Origin of the sequence: Streptomyces sp. NRRL S-646 (assembly GCF_000720765.1) — a bacterium.
Lineage (GTDB): Bacteria > Actinomycetota > Actinomycetes > Streptomycetales > Streptomycetaceae > Streptomyces.
On the sequence record NZ_JODC01000004.1, the window covers coordinates 1 to 17,913 of the forward strand.

Genomic DNA, 17,913 nt, shown 5'->3' on the forward strand with positions numbered 1-17,913 from the left:
GGGTGTAGGAGACGGTGCGCCAGAGCGCGTCGAGGAGGTCGGACCGGTAGTCGGACCAGGGGACTTGGAAGAGGCCGGACATGTTCGCTCCCCTCACTGTCCGATGGACGGCGGCGTCCAGTTGCCCGGCCGGTCGACGCCACGGCGCGCGGTGGCGACGTCGGCGGCCGGCTTGAGGAACTGCTCCGGGTCGCCGCCGTACTTCTTCACGAGCCCGGCCATCTCGCCGTTGGTGTACATGGCGTCGATCTGTGCGGAGATCGCCTTCTCCAGCCTGGTGGCCTTCTTGGGGAGGTAGAAGCCGGTCTGGTACGGCTGGAAGTACGCGTAGGCGGGCCTGGCCTTGACCTCGGCGGCGGTCGGCGGTGTCAGGTACTCCGTCTTGATCTTCAGTTCCGGGCGTTGTTTCTGCGCCGCGATGATGATCAGCGGGTCGAGGAAGCCGACGTCGACGCGGCCCGCGCCGAGGTCGTCGAAGACGCCGGTGGCGTCCGGGTAGGCGTGCAGCTTGGCGCCGGGCACGGACTGGATGGACTTGACCCAGACGTAGCCCTCGACGGTGCCGAGGCTGAGGCCCTTGAGGTCGTCGACGGTCCTGTAGGTCTTTCCGCTGCCCACGGCCATCGCCGGGGGCGAGTAGTAGGGCGGATCGGTGAACAGACCCTGCTTCTGCCGGTCGGCGGTCCAGGCGACGCCGCCGATGGTGATGTCCACCCGGCGGGACTGCACTCCGGCGAGCATGCCGGCGAAGTCGGTCACCTGCGGCCTGATTTGGAGGCCGAGCTTCTTGGCCACGTAGGTGAGGATGTCGCCGTCCAGGCCGACGACTTTCCCGCCCTGGACGGTGGTGTAGGGCGCGTACGGCTGGACGGCGACCTTGATGACGCCGGGGGTGAGCGTGCCCAGGGCGGCGGTCTTGGCGGACACGTTCTTCGGGGTGTCGTCGCCGTCCGAACCGCAGGCGGCGACCGTGGAAATCATCAGCATCGTGGTCAGGGTGACGGCGAGTGAGCGCACACGGATCATCGGCATGGGCCTTCCGTATCGGCACTGAAGGAGCCCGCCGTTCACCGCGCTGTGCCCTCGGCGGGGCTATCGATTGGGCCCATACGCTAGAGATCGGCCCAGCCGGTCGTCACCGTTCACTTCGTACGAAGTTATGGCCGGAATCCTGCGATGCCCTGTACGGTGCGTCCAGCCCGCGACCCGTTCGCTCGACGGGAGGAACAGTCGTGCTCAGCCCGTCACTCGCCCAGGAGATCGCCGGGGACACCTCCGCCGTCATCGGCTTCAACGTGCTGATCACCGATGCGGAGGGCATGGTCATCGGCAGCGGCGACAGCAGCCGGGTGGGGTCCTTCCACGAGGCGTCGGTGGAGGTCGTGCGCACCCAGGAACCCGCCACGCACAACGCCTCGCAGGCCCAGCAGCTGCGCGGGGTACGCCCCGGCGTCACCCTGCCGCTGGTCGCGGGCGGCCAGGCGGTCGGCACCGTCGGGATCACCGGCACCCCTGCCCAAGTGCGCCGCTTCGGACTGCTGGTGAAGCGCCAGACGGAGATCCTGCTGAGGGAGTCCGTGATGCTGCGCTCCCGGCTGCTCTCGGAGCGGGCGGCGGAGAAGCTGCTCGCCGACATCGCCTCCTACGATCCCCAGGTCGTCGAGGGCGACTTCCTCGTGTTCCGTGCCGCCGAACTCGGCTTCGACCTGCGGCTGCAGCGGGTCGCGGTGGCCATCGAGGTGACCGTGCCCGAGGGGACCGCCCGGCGCCGGGGCGGCGGGCCCGCTCAGGATGTGGCACTGGTCCGCACGGAACTGCTGCGCACCGTCCGCGAGGTCTTTGCCGACCCGCAGGACATCGTCGCCGGCGCGGCGCCCGGGTGGATCGGTGTCCTGCACCGTGTTCCGGCCCGCCGCCGCACGGAGTCCCTGGTCGGCGACTGCCGGCGGGTCGTCGACGTCATCGCCGCGCAGGACGGTCTCATCGCCCGGGTGGGCATCGGCGAGCCCGCCTCCTCGGTGGGTGGTCTGCACGACTCGTACCAGGACGCCTGCGACGCGCTGCGCCTGGGCGGGCGTTCGGCAGGGGACTCCCCCGTCCAGCTGATCGCCGATCTGCGGGTCCACCAGGTCCTGGCCGCGGTGAACCAGTCCGCCCGCAACCGCCTGGTCGACCTCACCACCGCGGATCTGCGCGCCCAGCCGGACTGGCCGGCGCTCCGCGACACGATCACCGCCTGGTGCGAGAGCGGATTCAACCTCGTACGGGCCTCCGCGGCCCTGCACATCCACCGCAACACAGTCGTCTACCGCATGAACAAGATCGAGCAGCTCACCGGCCGGCCGCTGCGCGACCACCGCACCACCATGGCCCTCTACCTCGCCTGTCTGGCCGACCAGATGGGCAGTGGCTGACGCGCCGTTCCGTTCAACTCCACTCCCCACAGGCGCCGTTGACAGTGCACACGATCCGGGTCACGGTGAGGACCCGTCGTGCCCGGAGTGCCCGGAGGTCGTCCATGGCTCCGTCGTCAGCACCACGTTCCGATGCCGGCATCGTCGAACGCGCACGCGCGATCGCTCCGCTCATCCGCGAGCACGCACTCCGTACCGAGCAGGAGAGGAGCGTGCCGAGCGAGGTCGTCGCGGCGCTGACGGACGCCGGGATCTACCGGATGAACGTCCCCCGACGCTACGGCGGTTACCAGACCCCGCTGCGCACCCAGGTCGACACGCTGACCGAGATCGCCGCCGCGTGCGGCTCGACCGCCTTCACGGCCCTGATCCAGGCCGGCTGCGCATTCATCGCGGCGCTCTTCCCCGACGAGGCCCAGGACGAGATCTTCACCAGTCCCGACGTACGGGTCGGCGGCACCCTGATCCCGGACGCCACCGCCCTCGCCACGGCCGGCGGCTATGTCGTCAACGGCACCTCAGGCTTCGCCACCGGCTGCCGGCACGCCGACTGGCACCTGCTGACCGTTCGCGTGGAATCCGGCGAGGGGCCGCCCGAGGTGCTGTGGACCGCCGTACCGATGGCCGAGCTGGAGATCCTCGACGACTGGCATGTCTCCGGACTGGCGGGAAGCGGCAGCAACAGCCTGGTCGCCCGTGACGTGTTCGTGCCCGCGCACCGGGTGCTGCCGGTCGGGCCCCTGCTCAACGGCGAGTTCCCCTCCAAGTCCAACGCCGACGACCCCTTCTACCGGATGCCCGTCCTGCTGATGTTCTGCGCCTGGACGGCACCGAACGCACTGGGCCTGGCGCGGGCGGCGCTGGAGGAGTTCACCGGGCGGATCCATCGGCGGGGCATCACCTACACGTTCCACCAGCGGCAGAACGAGGCGACCGTCACTCATCTCCAGGCGGCCGAAGCGGCGCTGAAGATCTCCTGTGCCGAGTTGCTGACCAGCGACTTCGTCGCCCGTATCGAGGCCGGTGAACCGTACACACTCGAGGAGCGCGCCAGGATACGCGCACAGAGCGGCTATGTGGCCCGGCTGTGCAAGGAGGCCGTCGACCTGATCGCCTCCGCCTCCGGGGCGTCCTCGCTGCACCGGGAGGTGCCCATCCAGCGGGCGGTGCGCGATGTGCAGGCCCTGAATCTGCACTCCTTCGTCAATCCCGCGACCAATCTGGAGATCTACGGCCGGGTCCTGTCGGGGCTCGATGCGGGCACGCCGTTCCTGTGAGGCGCAGTCGGCACGCTTCTACGGCCGGCCTGCTCCCGGTACCTCGACCGGCACCGCGAGTACCTGGCCGCTTCCCGGTGCCACCATCTCGGTCTCGGTCATGCCCTGCCAGCGTGCCGCGGTGATGAACAGCGTGCTGCGGTCGGGTCCGCCGAGCACGCAGGCGAAGGCTCCGCGGTCCAGCGGCACGGTCTGCAGGACGGTCCCGCCTTCCGCGACGCGCACGCACCGCCGGTTGGGCACGTCCGCGTACCAGACGGCGTTCTCCGCGTCGATGCAGATTCCGTCGGGGGTGCCCTCGCCCAGCTCGGCCCAGACCCGTCGGTGCGAAAGGGTGCCGTCGGCCTCGATGTCGAAGGCGAGCAGTTGGTGGCGGTAGGAGTCGGCGACGATCAGGGTGGAGTCGTCGGCGGTCACCGCCATGCCGTTGGGAAAGGCGATGTCGTCGGCCACCTCGCGCACCGAGCCGTCGGGCGCGGCCAGGTGGACGGAACCGGGTTTGGCGTCCTCTCCTGCCATCGGGTCGAAGTGGGCGCGGTTGACGTAGGTGTTGCCGCGGCCGTCCGACACGATGTCGTTCCAGCCCGGGATGCCTAGATCCGCGTACTCGACCAGGCTGCCGTCGGGCTCGCGGCGCAGCAGCCGCCCTTCCCCGGACGAGACGACCAGCAGCCGGCCGTCGGGCAGCCAGGCAGTGCACAGGGGCAGCGACGGCACTCGCGCGACGACCTCGCTGCGGCCGTCCCGGTCGACGGCGAGGACCTCGCCCGCGGTCCAGTCGGAGAAGTACAGCCGGTCGCCGTGCCAGCGGGGTGACTCGACCAGGCCTCGGCCGGTGAGCAGCGTGGATACGTGGGTCATCGTCCTCACAGCCCTGCGCTCGGGCCGGCCCGGTGCCGGCCTCTCGACCTCTACACGAACGAGGGCCCGCCGAATCGACAGCGCGCGGCGACTGGTGTCGGGACACTGCGGGCCCGGCTATGCGCCCTTGCGGCCGACTCCCGCATACACCCAGTACTCCGACGGCTTGTCCGGGATCCGGTCGCCGGGGTCCGGGCGCCACAGGGGGAGGTAGACCAGGCCTGGTTCTACGAGGTCGAAGCCGGTGAAGAGTTCGAGGATCTCGTCATGGGAGCGGGTGATGACCGGCGAGGTGGCCCTGGACCGGTACAACTGGCCCACCGCGGCGGCCGTGTCCGGGCGGTCCTGGTTCGTGCCGTGCGACATCGCCAGATAGCTGCCCTCCGGCAGCACGTCCCAGAAGGCGGCCACAAGACCGACGGGGTCCTCCTCTGCTGTGACGAAGTGCAGGATCGCATTCATGAGTACGGCGACCGGCTGCTCGAAGTCGATCAGCTTGCGCACCTGCGGCGAGGCCAGGATGTCGGCCGGCCGCCGGATGTCGGCGTCGACGATGTCCGCGTCCGGGTTGTTGGCGAGCAGCGACGTGCTGTGCGCCACGGCCACCGGGTCGTTGTCCACGTAGACCACCCGGGCTCCCGGGCTGACCGCCTGCGCCACCTCGTGGACATTGCCCTGGGTGGGGATGCCCGAGCCGAGGTCGAGGAACTGCCGTACCCCGGACTCGACCAGGAAGCGCACGGCCCGGCCGAGGAAAGCGCGGTTGGCCCGGGCCAGGGTGCGCGCCTGGGGCTCGATGGCCGTGATGGCCGCCACCGCCTCCCGGTCAATGGCGAAGTGGTGTTCCCCGCCCAGCAAGGCGTCGTACACACGGGCGACGCTCGCCCTGTCCGGATCGGTCCCCGGCGGGAAACCTTCACTCTCGGGCACTACAACTCCCTTTCCGACCAGGGGTCTTGACGCGACATCATATAGTTGCCGACGACGCACGGCGAGCCACCCTCATCGCCGTGCGCCCGGAGCCCCCCACCCGGAAAGGCACGACCCCTGCGGAACGAACCGCGCAGCCGCACCGACGCACCCCCCGCCGCACTGCCCTCGCCCCGCCGGTCGGCCTTCTCCCCCGCCGCCGACGCCATCGGCTCGGAACTCGACCTGGGGCTGACCGGCACTCATGTCGTGCACGCGCTGACCCCCGGCTTCTGCGATGCGGCATCGATCTATCTGCTGGAGCGCTGGCTGCGCGACGAGAACGCGTACGCCGTCGCGGACCCGCCCCAGATAGAGGCGCGCCGTCTGGCGCTGCGTATCGGCACGGACGCGGTCGAGGACTGGGAGGGTGTGCTGCCGGTCGGCGAGGTGATCGTCTTCCCGCGCGAGACGCCGTACGCGCGTGCGCTCGCCGCCGGGCACGCGCAGTTGCTCGACACGGTCGACCCGCACACCTCCCAGCGGCTGGTGGCCTCCGCGGGCGGCGACGCGCGGATCGAGGACCTGCTGCGCGTGTCGTCCTTCCTCGTCGTCCCGCTTCAACTGCGGGGCACCGCGGTCGGCTTCGTCGCCTGCTCACGCGGGCCGGACCGGGCCCCGTTCCGGCCCGCGGACGTCGTGGCCGCGGACGCGCTGGCTGCACGAGCCGCCACGGCCCTGGACAACGCGCGCCGTTACGAGCGCGAGCGCCGCACCGCCCTGGCCATCCGGAACAGCCTGCTGCCCGGCACGGCACAGGAGGTCGAGGGCTGCCGCATCGCCCACGGCTGCCTGCCCGCCGGGCAGGGCAGCATCATCGGCGGGGACTGGTTCGACGTGCTGAGACGGCCGGGTGACCGGGTCAGTCTCGTCGTCGGGGACGCCATGGGGCACGGCCCGGAGTCCGCCGTCGCGATGATCCAGCTGCGCACCGCCGTCCGCACCCTGGCCACCCTCGACATCCCTCCGGCCGAACTCATACGCCGCCTCGACGCACTCGCCTGCGACACCCCGGGAGCCTCGTTCGCGACCTGTATCTACGCCGAGTGGGACGCCCGGCAGCGCACCTGCACCCTGGTGGGGGCCGGTCACCCGCCCCCGCTGCTGCGCGGCGCCGACGGCCGGACCGCGCCGGTCGCTCTCACCAGTCCGGGCCTGCCCCTGGGGCTGGGCACGGGCAGCTACGAGGCGACCGTGCTGACCCTGGACGAACCCGCTCTGCTCGTGCTCTACAGCGACGGCCTGGTCGAGTCCCGGGACGCCGACATCGACCAGGAGATCACCCGCCTCGCCCGCGCCCTGGACACGGCAGCCGTCGACCCCGCGGCCGCCGGCGCACAGGACCCGCTGCAGTCCCTGTGCCGACGGCTGCTGAGCTCCCCTTCCGCCGCGGCCGCCGCCGACGACCGCACCCTGCTGCTCGCCCAGTTGACGCCCCGGAAGGACTGAACGGCCCTCCCCGGCAGGTTCTCAGGCCGTCAGGTGCGCCCACACGGCGTTGCCGCCGGTGAGTCTGGACCGGTCGACTCCCCAGCTGTCCGCGATCTCCTCCACGATGAGCAGTCCGCGGCCGCTCTCGTCGTCGGGGTCCGGCTCGCAGCGGGGCAGGCCGCGGTCCGTGCGGTCGTGGTCGTGGACCTCGAGGCGCAGGCACTGGTCGGTGATGAGCCCGATGCCGCACAGAATCCGGGCGCTCAGCGTGTGCCGTACGGCGTTGGTGGCCAGTTCGGACACGAGCAGGACGGCGTCCGCGCACAGGTCGCCCGGCAGGCGCCAGGCGCTCAGCCGCGCACCGATGGAGCGGCGGGCGACTCTGATGCTGGAGCGGTGCGGCGGCAGTTCGAGCCAGTGGGTTCGCTCCTGGTTCGGGGCGTCTAACAGCTGCGGGGAGGAAGTCGTGTGGGGGGACACGCAGTTGCCTTCCGTGGGGAACGGGACGCGCAGTGAACGTCGAAACGATTCACACAAGTAACTATGCTCACAGGGCAGTTCAAGCTGCAACCAGCTGCCTGATAATTTCATGGAGCCGGTATCTGTCCGTCCGCTCAGCCAAGTCGCTTCCGTCGGCTGTGCGGTGACGGCCATTCAGGAGGTAGTGCGTGGTGAACGAAGGTCGGTCGGGCGCGGGCAACAACCCCAGCGCACCCACCGTTCTCCGCATGATCCTCGGCCGGCGGCTGCAGGAGCGGCGCCAGGATGCGGGTCTGACGCTGGACGACGCGGCCAGGGCCCTGCGGGTGACCTCCTTGACCATCCGCCGACTGGAGAAGGCGGAGGTCGGCCTCAAGCCCCTCTACGTGGACAAGCTGCTCGAGACGTACGGAGCCGACCGGCAGGAGATCGACGAGTTCGTCACCCTGGCCGAGCGGGCCAACGAGCCCGGCTGGTGGCATGTGTACCGCGATGTGCTGCCGAGCTGGTTCAGCGGCTACGTGAGCCTGGAGGCCGGGGCGACGACGCTGCGCACCTACGAGCCGCACTACGTGACGGGACTGCTGCAGACCCACGACTACGCGCGCGAGGTCCTGCGCGGCGGTTTCCCGGGCGGCAGCGAGGAGGAGCTGGAGCGGCGGGTGGATCTGCGGCTGCGCCGCCAGAGCCTGCTGGAGAGACCCGACGCGCCCACGCTGTGGGTGGTGCTCGAGGAAACGGTGCTGCACCGGGTGGTGGGCGGCACCGAGGTGATGCGGGAGCAGATCGACCGGCTCCTGGAGGTCTCCGAGCTGGAGCACGTCAGCGTCGACGTCGTGCCGTTCTCCGCGGGCGCCCACGTCGGCGCGTGCGCCCCCTTCACCTACTTCCGGTTCAAGGAGCCGGAGCTGCCCGACATCGTCTACAGCGAGATCCTCTCCGGCGCCATGTACCTGGACCAGCGCTCGGACGTCGCGGCCCATCTCGAGGCCCACAACCGCATGTCCCTGCTGACCTCGGACACGGACAGCAGGGCACTCCTGAACCGCATGCGAAAGGAGTACTCATGACCAGCGCCGACAGCGTTGTCAGCGGCGTCTACAACGGCATGCCGGCGTCGGACCTCGGTGAACAGGGCTGGGAGTCTCCGTGGAGCGGCCCCAACGGGGGCCAGTGCGTGCAGACGAAACAGCTCTCCGACGGCCGTGTGGCCCTGCGGCAGTCGACCGATCCGGCCGGCCCCGCGCTGATCTACACCCCGGAGGAGATCACCGCGTTCGTCGCGGGAGTCAAACGAGGTCTCGCCGATCATCTGACGGCCCTTTACCCCCCACGCACCCCACCGAAAGGGACAGCATGACCAACTCGCACGCGGCTCGGGACATCGACACCAGCCGGCCCCACTCCGCCCGGATGTACGACTACTACCTCGGCGGCAAGGACCACTTCGAGGTGGACAAGCTGGCCGCGGAGACCGTCGCTTCGGCCTACCCGGCCATCTTCGTGTGCGCCCGTGAGAACCGGGCGTTCATGCATCGCGCCACCCGCGTGCTCGCCCAGGAGCACGGCATCCGCCAGTGGCTGGACATCGGCACCGGCATCCCCACCGAGCCGAACCTGCACCAGGTGGCCCAGTCCGTGGTTCCCGAAGCCAGGGTGGTCTACGCGGACAACGACCCGCTCGTCCTCAAGTACGCCGAGCGCCTGATGCGCAGCACGGCTCAGGGCCGCACCACGTACATCGAGGCGGATGTCAACGACCCGGCCGCGCTGCTGGAGTCCCCCGCACTGGCCGAGGTCCTGAACCTGGACCAGCCCGTGGCCCTGTCCCTCAACGCCCTGATGCACTTCGTGACGGACGCGCAGGACCCGTACGGCATCGTGGACCGTCTGCTGGCCGTCCTCCCCTCGGGCAGCGCGCTGGCCCTGAGTCACTGCACGCCCGACTTCGACCCGGCCACCTGGCAGAAGGTCACCGACATCTACACCAGTGCGGGCACGCCGGTGCAGTTCCGCTCGAAGGACGACGTCGCCCGGTTCTTCAGCGGACTCGACCTGCTCGACCCCGGAATCGCGGTCGGGCACCGCTGGCGCCCGGACGGCGACTGCGACGCCACGGACGCCGAGGTCAGCCTCTGGACCGGGGTGGGCATCAAGCCCTAGCCGCTGCTTCGTGGGGTGCCGGACGGCCCCGGGCCCGAGTGGCTCCGGGGCCGTCCGGCGGCTGTGGCACGGGTCAGGGCTGGACGGGCCGGCCGCGTCCCCAGGCCCAGGCGAGGCGGTCGGCGCCGGACTGGTTGGTGGTGGCCAGCCAGGGGCGGGAGGCGTCGCCGACGAGCTTCTGCATCGAGTAGATGTCGTCGGTGCGCAGGCCCGGCCAGTACACCGAGCCCATCTTCAGCTCGCGGGCGGTGTCGGTCTCGGCCTGGATGAAGTTGACGTAGTTGTCGTCGGGCGCCGGCTTGTTGTAGTTCAGTCCGGTGGTCATGGGGGCGCCGAACTCGTCGATGACCGTACGGCTCGCGCAGTCGCCGATGCGCTCCTTGAGGTCGGCGGTCCACTGGTCGTAGGTGGCGTAGGACTTCCAGAAGCCGTAGTGGTGCAGGGACAGATAGGTGCCCTTCAGCCGCGGGTCGGCGCAGACCGAGGTGACGTGGTCGTTGTAGCCGGCGCCGCTGACGAAGACGCGGCCCCGCGGGACGGACCCGTACGTCGAAAGCCACTTGGCGGCTATGTCGGCCCACTGGGTGTCGGTGTAGCCGTGCGGCTCGTTCATCGGCTCGAAGTAGACCTTCGAGTTGCCCTTGTAGGCCTTGACGACAGTGTTCCACATCGGCCAGTAGGTGGCCTCGTCGTCGATGAAGCCGTCCTTCTGGGCGTCCGTGCCCTCCCAGTACGACAGGATCACCTTGAAGCCCTTGTCCGTCGCCGCGTCGATCACGCCGCGGTACGACTTCCAGTAGGAGCCGTTGACGGTGTACGGGTTGATGGGCAGACGGACGGTGTTGGCGCCGAGGTTGGCGCGGAAGGCGGAAATGACCCGGCTCGCCTTGGTGTACGTCTGGGCGTAGGTGTCGGAGAGCGACAGTCCGGACAGGACGACGGGGTCGTTGGCGTAGTTGTCGCGGGGGTCGGCCCAGTTGACGCCCTTGAACTGGGTCGTGTCCGTTTTCGGCGAGGCAGAGGCGGGGCTGCCGGTGAGGGAGGCGCCGCCGACCGCGGCGATCGCGACCGCCGCACAGGCGGCACGCAGCCGGGGAGCGAGGCGGTTGGTGGGGGTCTTGCGCATCGACGTGGCCTTTCAGGAGGTGGCGGCTCGGCGCCCCGCATGTTTACGTAAACATGCGCTGTCGTCGCAACGGATGTTTACGTAAACTCGGCGGCGCCGGAATCGTGGCATCCGCCTCAGCGGCCGTCAAGGCTCCTCACGCGTAACATCCGGTGCGTCGCGCAACAGGTCGGGCACCCGAGGGAGGCACCAGTGGTGGAACGGGGCAGCACCGGCGTTCCGGGCGGACGCCGCAAGCAGCGGGTCTCCATGGCCGATGTCGCCAAGCTCGCCGGAGTCTCGTCCCAGACGGTCTCGCGGGTCTCCAACGGCTACCCCGGAGTGATCGGCGCGACCCGGGAGCAGGTGCTCACGGCGATGCGGGAACTGGGCTACCGGCCCAACAGCGCGGCGCGCGCCCTGCGCTACGGCCAGTTCAACACCATCGGCGTGATCCTCTTCAGCCTGTCCTCCACGGGCAACAGCCGCACCGTGGAGGCGATCGCCACCCATGCCGCGGCCGAGGGCTACGCGATCACCCTGATCCCCATCGACGTACCCACCCAGGACAACGTGCTGGGGGCGTTCACGCGGATGGGAGAGCTGGCCGTCGACGCCGTCATCGTCATCATGGAGATCCATCTGCTGGACACCGGCACGGTGCAGCTGCCGCCCGGCGTGCACGTCGTCGTCGTGGACTCCGACGCCGGCGACCGCTACAGCGTGGTCGACACCGACCAGGCCGACGGCACCCGCAAGGCCGTCAGCCACCTGCTCGACCTGGGGCACCGCACCGTGTGGCACGTGACCGGCCCGGAGACGTCCTTCGCCGGGCAGCGCCGCACCCAGGCCTGGCGCGCCGTCCTCCAGGAGGCGGGACGCCCGGTGCCGCCGCCGTTGCACGGCGACTGGTCGGCCGAGTCCGGCTACGCGGCCGGTCTCGCGCTCGCCGAACAGCCGGACTGCACCGCCGTGTTCGCCTCCAACGACCAGATGGCGCTCGGGCTGCTGCGCGCCTTCCACGAGCGCGGCCTGAGGGTGCCCGCGGACATCAGCGTCGTCGGCTTCGACGACATCCCCGACGCCGCCTTCTTCGTCCCGCCGCTGACCACGGTCCACCAGGACTTCGCGGAGGTCGGCCGCCGCTGTGTGCAGGACGCCCTCCAGCAGATCCGCACCCGCGGCGACTCGAAGCCCGGCACCGATCTCGTCCCGACCAGTCTGGTGGTCAGGCACAGCACCGCGCCCCCGCCGGACCGTCACCGATGACTGTGCCGTTGCGCACAACGCCGGCGAACCCGGGCCCGTTCGAGCAGCCCGGCCGCTGCTCGCGTGCTACAAGGCTGGGCATGGAGATCGAACCGGTCACGGCGTCCACCCCGCGGCCCGTACGCCGGCCGACGCTGGTGCAGGGCTGGCATGAACTGACCTTCCTGCACTGGCCGGTGGAGCCGGAGCGGGTGGCCGCTCTGCTGCCTTCCGGGACCCGACCGGACACTCTCGACGGGGTCACCTACGTCGGCCTGGTGCCGTTCCTGATGCGCGGCGTGGGCCTCGGCCCGGGGCCCGGTCTGCCGTATCTCGGAACGTTCTGCGAGACGAACGTACGGCTGTACTCGGTGGACGAGCGGGGCCGCCGCGGTGTCGTGTTCCGCTCCCTGGACGCGACCCGTCTGCTGCCCGTGCTGGTGGGGCGGCTGGGCGTGCGGCTGCCCTATGTGTGGTCCGCGATGCACCTGCACCGCGAGGGCGGCAGGCTCACCTACACCTGCCGTCGCGGACGGTCCGCAGGCCGCGGCCCCAGCAGCCGGGTCGTGGTGCGCCCTGGCGCGCCCATAGCGCAGCCCACACCGCTGGAGCTGTTCCTCACCGCCCGCTGGGGCATGCACGTCCCGTGGCACGGCCGCACGGTGCACCTCCCGAACGAGCACGCACCCTGGCCGCTGCACCGGGCCGAACTGCTCGATCTGGACGACGAGTTGATCACGGCGGCCGGACTGCCACGGATGACGGACCCGCCGGTCAGCGTGCTCTACTCACCCGGCGTCTCGGTCCGGTTCGGGACACCGTCCGCCGCCCGCTGAAGGCCCCGGGAACAGCCGCCCGCCAGAGGACCGGGGGCAGGCGTCACGACGAACCCGGCTGCGGTGTCGGTCCCGCAACGCCCAGTTGCCTGATGGTCCCGCCGAGCCTGGGCCGGAACCGCTCCAGCATCTTCGGCTGCGCGCTGACCACCCAGCGGGTGCCCACGAGGTACTTGCCCCCGTACATGGCGGCGCTGTCGAGCCAGACCTGCTGGAACTCGTCCTGGGGGAAGGTGGTGATGAGGTAGTCGGCCTTCTTTGTGTGGCAGACACCCTGGCGCAGTTCCTCCGCCTCCACCCGGATCCTGGCCTTGCAGCCGGTCAGTGCGGCGATGACCTCGACCTTCGCCGGTGCGACAACTCCGGCCTCCGGGGCTGCAGTTACGGCCGTCCTGGTGGCCCTTGACCGTTCGGAGGTGTCGTCCTCTCCCCCGCTGCAGGCCGCGGCCAGGGGAAGGAGTGCCAGAGTGCCGGCCAGTGTCGCGCCGCGTACGAGCCGGGTCGTGGGCGGGACGCGTGTAGTGCGTCCTCGCGTCGGGTGCGGCAACACGTGCGTCTCCCTCTCGGCGCTGTTCAACCCCGCCCCGGACTGGCGGGCGTACCACAGGGGTACGCATGATCACCGGCCGCTGTTCAGCGACGACCGCTGCCAGAGCGATCAGGAATCGAGAAGCGCCGCCCCACCGGCCCCGCCTAGCGTGTCCGGGGTGATCCGACGCTTCGTTCCCTCCACGTACCGGCCGGTCCTCGCCCACCGGCTGTTCCGGCGGCTGATCCTCGGCTTCGCGGTCTCCTGCCTCGGCGACGGCATGAGCTTCGTCGCGGTGGCGTGGCTCGCCATCGAGCTCGCGCCGCAGGCCGGGGCGGGGCTGTGGGTCGGCGGCGCGGTCGCCGCATACACCCTGCCGGGCGTGGTCGGCGCGCTCGTGCTCGGCCGCCGGCTGCGCCGGGTTCCGGCCAGACGGCTGCTGATCGCCGACAGCGTGGTGCGCGGTGTGTTCCTGGGTGCCGTGCCGCTCGCCTGGTTCGCCGGGGCTCTTTCGCCGTCGCTGTACATCGTGCTGCTCGCGGTCTCGTCACTGCTGCACGCCTGGGGCAGCGCGGGCAAGTACACCCTGCTCGCCGAGCTGCTGCCGGACGAGCAGCGGCTCGGCGCGAACACCCTCGTCGGCTCGCTCGACTTCGCCGCCACGATCGCCGGGCCCGCCCTCGCGGGAGTGCTGGTCACGTACGCGAGCTCCGCGCTCGTACTGGGCCTGGACGCGCTCACCTATGCCTTCCTCGCCGTGCTCGTCGCACGCACGCGGCTGCCGGAGTCGGGGCAGGTCTCCCCCGTCGACGGGGCGGCGGCCCGCGGCGGGCTCGCGCTGCTGCGGTCGCGTCCCGAGCTGCTCGGGCTGCTGGCCCTCACCTGGCTCTTCAACCTGCTCTACGGTCCGGTCGAGGTCGCCCTGCCGCTGCACGTGACCGAGGACCTGCACGCACCCGGCACCCTGCTCGGCCTGTACTGGATGCTGTTCGGCTTCGGAGCTGTGCTCGGCTCGCTGGCGGTCGGCGCGCTGCGGCGGCTGCCGCTGTGGCCCGTGACGGTCGGCATCGTGACGGCCTGGGGGCTCATGCTGATGCCGTTCGGGGCCGGCGCACCGACGGCCGTGACCGTCGCGTGCTTCACGCTCGGCGGCGCGATCTACGGCCCGTTCGTGGCGCTCTCGGTGACGCTGGTGCAGGCGAAGTCGCCCCCGCAGCACCTGGCCGCGATGCTCGCGGCCCGCAGCGCGGTGCTGCTCACCGCATCGCCTCTCGGCACGGCGCTCGGCGGACCGCTCACCACGGCGCTGGGCCCGCGCGCGACGCTCGGCGGCTCGGGGCTCGCCACCGTGGCGCTCGGCGCGCTCGCATGCGTCCTGCTGCTGGTCCGGCGCAGCAACCGATCAGGAATCGAGAAGCGCGCTCTCGTGAGCCGCGGCTAACGTGACCGCAGAACGACGACTCCCGCACCCGCCGGCCCGACCCATGGAGAGACGATGACCACGGCGAAGAGGACGAACGCGCAGGTGCCCGCGCTGCATGCCGCCGACAGCCACGACATGATCCGCGTGCACGGAGCGCGCGAGAACAACCTCAAGGACGTCAGCATCGAGATCCCGAAGCGCCGGCTGACGGTCTTCACGGGTGTCTCCGGCTCGGGCAAGAGCTCGCTGGTCTTCGACACGATCGCCGCGGAGTCGCAGCGCCTGATCAACGAGACCTACAGCGCCTTCGTACAGGGCTTCATGCCCAGCCTGTCGCGGCCGGAGGTCGACGTCCTGGACGGTCTGACCACCGCGATCAGCGTCGACCAGCAGCGGATGGGCGCCGACCCGCGCTCCACGGTCGGCACCGCCACCGACGCCAACGCGATGCTGCGGATCCTGTTCAGCCGGCTCGGCAAGCCCTACGTCGGGCCGCCCGGGGCGTTCGCCTTCAACGTGCCCTCGGTCTCGGCGGCCGGTGCGATCTCGGTGGGCGGCGGCGCCAAGCAGAAGGTCACCTTCAACAAGGTGGGCGGCATGTGCCCGCGCTGCGAGGGCCGCGGGTCGGTCTCCGACCTGGACCTGACCCAGCTCTACGACGACAGCAAGTCGATCAACGAGGGTGCGTTCACCATCCCCGGCTACACCGGCGGCGGCTGGAACTCCCGGCTGTACGCGGAGTCCGGCTTCTTCGACCCGGACAAGCCGATCAGCAGGTTCACGAAGAAGGAGCTGCACGACCTTCTGCACCGCGAGCCGACCCGGATGAAGATCGCAGGCATCAACATGACCTACGAGGGTCTGATCCCGCGTCTCCAGAAGTCGATGCTGTCCAAGGACAAGGAGGCGATGCAGCCGCACATCCGGGCCTTCGTGGAGCGTGCGGTCACCTTCACCGTCTGTCCCGAGTGCGAGGGCACCCGGCTCGCCGAGCACGCCCGCTCCTCGAAGATCAAGAAGATCTCGATCGCGGACGCCTGCGCGATGGAGATCAGGGACCTGGCCGACTGGGTGCGCGCACTCGCGGAGCCGTCGGTGGCGCCGCTGCTCACCTCGCTGCAGCAGACCCTCGACTCGTTCGTCGAGATCGGTCTCGGCTACCTCTCGCTGAACCGGCCCGCCGGCACGCTCTCCGGTGGTGAGGCGCAGCGCGTCAAGATGATCCGCCACCTCGGCTCCTCGCTCACCGACGTCACGTACGTCTTCGACGAGCCGACCGCGGGCCTGCACCCGCACGACATCCAGCGGATGAACGGTCTGCTGCTGCGGCTGCGGGACAAGGGCAACACGGTGCTCGTCGTGGAGCACAAGCCGGAGGTCATCGCGATCGCCGACCACGTGGTCGACCTCGGCCCCGGCGCCGGCACGGCGGGCGGCACCGTCTGCTACGAGGGCACGCTCGACGGGCTGCGCGGCAGCGACACCGTCACCGGGCGCCACCTCGACGACCGCTCGAAGCTCAAGGACGGGGTGCGCAGGTCCACCGGCACCCTGGAGATCCGCGGCGCCACGGCGAACAACCTGCGGGACGTCGACGTGGACATCCCGCTCGGTGTGCTCGCCGTGATCACCGGTGTCGCGGGGTCCGGCAAGAGCTCGCTCGTGCACGGGTCGGTCCCCGAGGAACTCGGGGTCGTCTCCGTCGACCAGAGCCCGATCCGGGGTTCGCGTCGCAGCAACCCGGCGACCTACACCGGTCTCCTCGAACCGATCCGCAAGGCGTTCGCCAAGGCCAACGGCGTCAAGCCGGCGCTGTTCAGCGCGAACTCCGAGGGTGCCTGCCCGACGTGCAACGGTGCGGGCGTCATCTACACCGACCTGGGGATGATGGCCGGGGTCGCCAGCACCTGCGAGGACTGCGAGGGCAAGCGGTTCGACGCCTCGGTCCTGGAGTACCGGCTCGGCGGCCGGGACATCTCCGAGGTGCTCGCGATGCCGGTCTCGGAGGCCCTGGAGTTCTTCGCCGACGGGGAGGCCCGCACCCCGGCCGCGCACAAGATCCTGGAGCGCCTGGCGGACGTCGGGCTCGGCTATCTCACCCTCGGCCAGCCGCTGACCACGCTCTCCGGCGGTGAGCGCCAGCGCCTGAAGCTGGCCACGCACATGGGGGACAAGGGCGGCGTCTACGTCCTCGACGAGCCGACCACCGGCCTCCACCTCGCCGACGTGGAGCAACTCCTCGGTCTGCTGGACCGGTTGGTCGACTCCGGCAAGTCCGTGATCGTCATCGAGCACCACCAGGCGGTCATGGCGCACGCCGACTGGATCATCGACCTCGGCCCCGGCGCAGGCCACGACGGCGGCCGCATCGTCTTCGAGGGCACCCCGGCCGATCTGGTCGCCGCCCGCTCCACCCTCACCGGCGAGCACCTCGCGCAGTACGTCGGCGCCTGACCGGGGCGCCCCACGTCCGGTCGGCCTTGACCCTGCCCAAGGGGCAGGGCCGACCGTGGCGGTATGGATGACGACGCACTGCTGGCCGAGCAGTTGGCCTACTACCGGGCGGGCGCGGCCGAGTACGACCGGCCCTATTCGGAGCTCGCGGACCTGCGGGAACTGCCGGCCTGCGTCGACGGTCTCCCGATTGCCGGAGATGTACTGGAGTTGGCCTGCGGAACGGGCCGGTGGACCCGGCTGCTCGGCGCGCGGGCGCGCTCGGTGACGGCCGTCGACGCAGCAGCCGAGGTGCTGGCCCTCGCTCGTGCGCGCACTGCCGCCTCCACCGTCGAGTTCGTCGAGGCCGACCTGTTCGCGTGGCAGCCGCCGCGGCGCTACGACACCGTGTTCTTCGCCTTCTGGCTCTCGCATGTCCCGCCCGCGCGCCTGCCCCGCTTCTGGAGCACCGTCGCCGACGCACTCGCCCCGGGCGGCAAAGTGGTCTTCATCGACGACGGGCCTGCCGGGGCCGCGTCGGAGGAAGTGCTCGCGGATCATCCCGTCCCGGCGGCGGTGCGGCGGCTCGACGACGGCAGCAAGTACCGCATCGTGAAGGTCTTCCACGACGCCCGGACGCTCACGAGCGACCTCAGCGCGCTGGGGTGGTCGGCCCGCATCCGCACGGTGGCCGGGCAGTTCATCGGGATCGCAGAACGGGCGAATTGACGCCCGCACATCGGA

General features: G+C 70.6%; 17 protein-coding genes. 11 read left to right on the forward strand and 6 right to left on the reverse strand.

Going from position 1 to position 17,913, the window contains the following annotated elements; all coding sequences use genetic code 11:
• Positions 1-93: 93 nt before the first annotated feature.
• Entirely contained in the window at positions 94-1,032 is a 939-nt protein-coding gene (locus IH68_RS0108260; protein WP_234341275.1) for a substrate-binding periplasmic protein, read from the reverse strand.
• Positions 1,033-1,232: 200 nt separating this feature from the next.
• On the opposite strand from IH68_RS0108260, the gene IH68_RS0108265 reads away from it, so the two are divergent.
• Positions 1,233-2,414, forward strand: a complete 1,182-nt coding sequence (locus IH68_RS0108265; RefSeq protein WP_037884660.1) for a CdaR family transcriptional regulator — start codon at positions 1,233-1,235, stop codon at positions 2,412-2,414.
• A 104-nt stretch (positions 2,415-2,518) separates the two neighbouring features.
• A complete protein-coding gene (locus tag IH68_RS0108270) occupies positions 2,519-3,691 on the forward strand; it encodes a flavin-dependent monooxygenase (RefSeq protein WP_030930717.1) in 1,173 nt (390 codons plus the stop codon).
• An 18-nt stretch (positions 3,692-3,709) separates the two neighbouring features.
• On the opposite strand, the gene IH68_RS0108275 is transcribed toward IH68_RS0108270, so the two are convergent.
• Together IH68_RS0108275 and IH68_RS0108280 are read right to left on the reverse strand one after the other, a co-directional pair.
• Positions 3,710-4,552 (reverse strand): SMP-30/gluconolactonase/LRE family protein, encoded by an 843-nt coding sequence (locus IH68_RS0108275; RefSeq protein ID WP_030930720.1) that lies wholly within the window; start codon positions 4,550-4,552, stop codon positions 3,710-3,712.
• 117 nt (positions 4,553-4,669) lie between these two features.
• Positions 4,670-5,482: an SAM-dependent methyltransferase gene (locus tag IH68_RS0108280; RefSeq protein WP_030930723.1), complete on the reverse strand. Its 813-nt coding sequence runs from the start codon at positions 5,480-5,482 to the stop codon at positions 4,670-4,672.
• A 45-nt stretch (positions 5,483-5,527) separates the two neighbouring features.
• Between IH68_RS0108280 and IH68_RS0108285 the strand changes: the two genes are divergently transcribed.
• Entirely contained in the window at positions 5,528-6,970 is a 1,443-nt protein-coding gene (locus IH68_RS0108285) for a SpoIIE family protein phosphatase (protein WP_030930727.1), read from the forward strand.
• A gap of 21 nt (positions 6,971-6,991) precedes the next feature.
• Here IH68_RS0108285 and IH68_RS0108290 read toward each other — a convergent pair whose 3' ends face one another.
• A complete protein-coding gene (locus IH68_RS0108290; RefSeq protein ID WP_030930730.1) occupies positions 6,992-7,432 on the reverse strand; it encodes an ATP-binding protein in 441 nt (146 codons plus the stop codon).
• 191 nt (positions 7,433-7,623) lie between these two features.
• Between IH68_RS0108290 and IH68_RS0108295 the strand changes: the two genes are divergently transcribed.
• Genes IH68_RS0108295 through IH68_RS0108305 form a run of 3 tightly spaced genes read left to right on the forward strand, consistent with a single transcriptional unit; the run spans position 7,624 to position 9,595 of the window.
• Positions 7,624-8,502 (forward strand): helix-turn-helix domain-containing protein, encoded by an 879-nt coding sequence (locus tag IH68_RS0108295; protein ID WP_030930733.1) that lies wholly within the window; start codon positions 7,624-7,626, stop codon positions 8,500-8,502.
• Positions 8,499-8,792 carry a DUF397 domain-containing protein gene (locus IH68_RS0108300; RefSeq protein ID WP_037884663.1) on the forward strand — a complete coding sequence of 98 codons (294 nt, stop codon included), beginning with the start codon at positions 8,499-8,501 and terminating at the stop codon, positions 8,790-8,792. The genes IH68_RS0108295 and IH68_RS0108300 overlap by 4 nt, the downstream gene beginning before the upstream one ends.
• Positions 8,789-9,595 carry an SAM-dependent methyltransferase gene (locus tag IH68_RS0108305; protein WP_030930739.1) on the forward strand — a complete coding sequence of 269 codons (807 nt, stop codon included), beginning with the start codon at positions 8,789-8,791 and terminating at the stop codon, positions 9,593-9,595. Before IH68_RS0108300 ends, IH68_RS0108305 begins: the two co-directional genes overlap by 4 nt.
• A 73-nt stretch (positions 9,596-9,668) precedes the next feature.
• On the opposite strand, the gene IH68_RS0108310 is transcribed toward IH68_RS0108305, so the two are convergent.
• Positions 9,669-10,721 carry a glycoside hydrolase family 5 protein gene (locus IH68_RS0108310; RefSeq protein ID WP_030930743.1) on the reverse strand — a complete coding sequence of 351 codons (1,053 nt, stop codon included), beginning with the start codon at positions 10,719-10,721 and terminating at the stop codon, positions 9,669-9,671.
• Positions 10,722-10,913: 192 nt separating this feature from the next.
• On the opposite strand from IH68_RS0108310, the gene IH68_RS0108315 reads away from it, so the two are divergent.
• Entirely contained in the window at positions 10,914-11,969 is a 1,056-nt protein-coding gene (locus tag IH68_RS0108315) for a LacI family DNA-binding transcriptional regulator (protein WP_030930745.1), read from the forward strand.
• 80 nt (positions 11,970-12,049) lie between these two features.
• Positions 12,050-12,784, forward strand: a complete 735-nt coding sequence (locus IH68_RS0108320) for a YqjF family protein (RefSeq protein WP_030930748.1) — start codon at positions 12,050-12,052, stop codon at positions 12,782-12,784.
• A 43-nt stretch (positions 12,785-12,827) separates the two neighbouring features.
• Here IH68_RS0108320 and IH68_RS0108325 read toward each other — a convergent pair whose 3' ends face one another.
• The gene (locus tag IH68_RS0108325) at positions 12,828-13,331 is read right to left on the reverse strand and encodes a hypothetical protein (RefSeq protein WP_030930751.1); all 504 of its coding nucleotides are present in this window, start codon (positions 13,329-13,331) and stop codon (positions 12,828-12,830) included.
• A gap of 160 nt (positions 13,332-13,491) precedes the next feature.
• Here IH68_RS0108325 and IH68_RS0108330 point away from each other — a divergent pair, with 160 nt between their 5' ends.
• The 3 genes from IH68_RS0108330 (at position 13,492) to IH68_RS0108340 (ending at position 17,898) form a co-directional block, all read left to right on the forward strand.
• Complete coding sequence (locus tag IH68_RS0108330; RefSeq protein ID WP_234341277.1) at positions 13,492-14,754, forward strand: MFS transporter; 1,263 nt, start codon at positions 13,492-13,494, stop codon at positions 14,752-14,754.
• Positions 14,755-14,808: 54 nt separating this feature from the next.
• Positions 14,809-17,190 (forward strand): ATP-binding cassette domain-containing protein, encoded by a 2,382-nt coding sequence (locus IH68_RS0108335; RefSeq protein WP_030930757.1) that lies wholly within the window; start codon positions 14,809-14,811, stop codon positions 17,188-17,190.
• A 63-nt stretch (positions 17,191-17,253) separates the two neighbouring features.
• Positions 17,254-17,898 carry a class I SAM-dependent methyltransferase gene (locus tag IH68_RS0108340; protein ID WP_030930760.1) on the forward strand — a complete coding sequence of 215 codons (645 nt, stop codon included), beginning with the start codon at positions 17,254-17,256 and terminating at the stop codon, positions 17,896-17,898.
• The last annotated feature ends 15 nt before the right edge of the window (positions 17,899-17,913 follow it).

What these genes read in the sequence shown, in the direction of transcription:
- IH68_RS0108260 (WP_234341275.1), bottom strand. Translation starts at nt 1,032, where the DNA reads ATGCCGATGATCCGTGTGCGCTCACTCGCCGTCACCCTGACCACGATG.
- IH68_RS0108270 (WP_030930717.1), top strand. Translation starts at nt 2,519, where the DNA reads ATGGCTCCGTCGTCAGCACCACGTTCCGATGCCGGCATCGTCGAACGC.
- IH68_RS0108275 (WP_030930720.1), bottom strand. Translation starts at nt 4,552, where the DNA reads ATGACCCACGTATCCACGCTGCTCACCGGCCGAGGCCTGGTCGAGTCA.
- IH68_RS0108300 (WP_037884663.1), top strand. Translation starts at nt 8,499, where the DNA reads ATGACCAGCGCCGACAGCGTTGTCAGCGGCGTCTACAACGGCATGCCG.
- IH68_RS0108305 (WP_030930739.1), top strand. Translation starts at nt 8,789, where the DNA reads ATGACCAACTCGCACGCGGCTCGGGACATCGACACCAGCCGGCCCCAC.
- IH68_RS0108310 (WP_030930743.1), bottom strand. Translation starts at nt 10,721, where the DNA reads ATGCGCAAGACCCCCACCAACCGCCTCGCTCCCCGGCTGCGTGCCGCC.
- IH68_RS0108320 (WP_030930748.1), top strand. Translation starts at nt 12,050, where the DNA reads ATGGAGATCGAACCGGTCACGGCGTCCACCCCGCGGCCCGTACGCCGG.
- IH68_RS0108335 (WP_030930757.1), top strand. Translation starts at nt 14,809, where the DNA reads ATGACCACGGCGAAGAGGACGAACGCGCAGGTGCCCGCGCTGCATGCC.
- IH68_RS0108340 (WP_030930760.1), top strand. Translation starts at nt 17,254, where the DNA reads ATGGATGACGACGCACTGCTGGCCGAGCAGTTGGCCTACTACCGGGCG.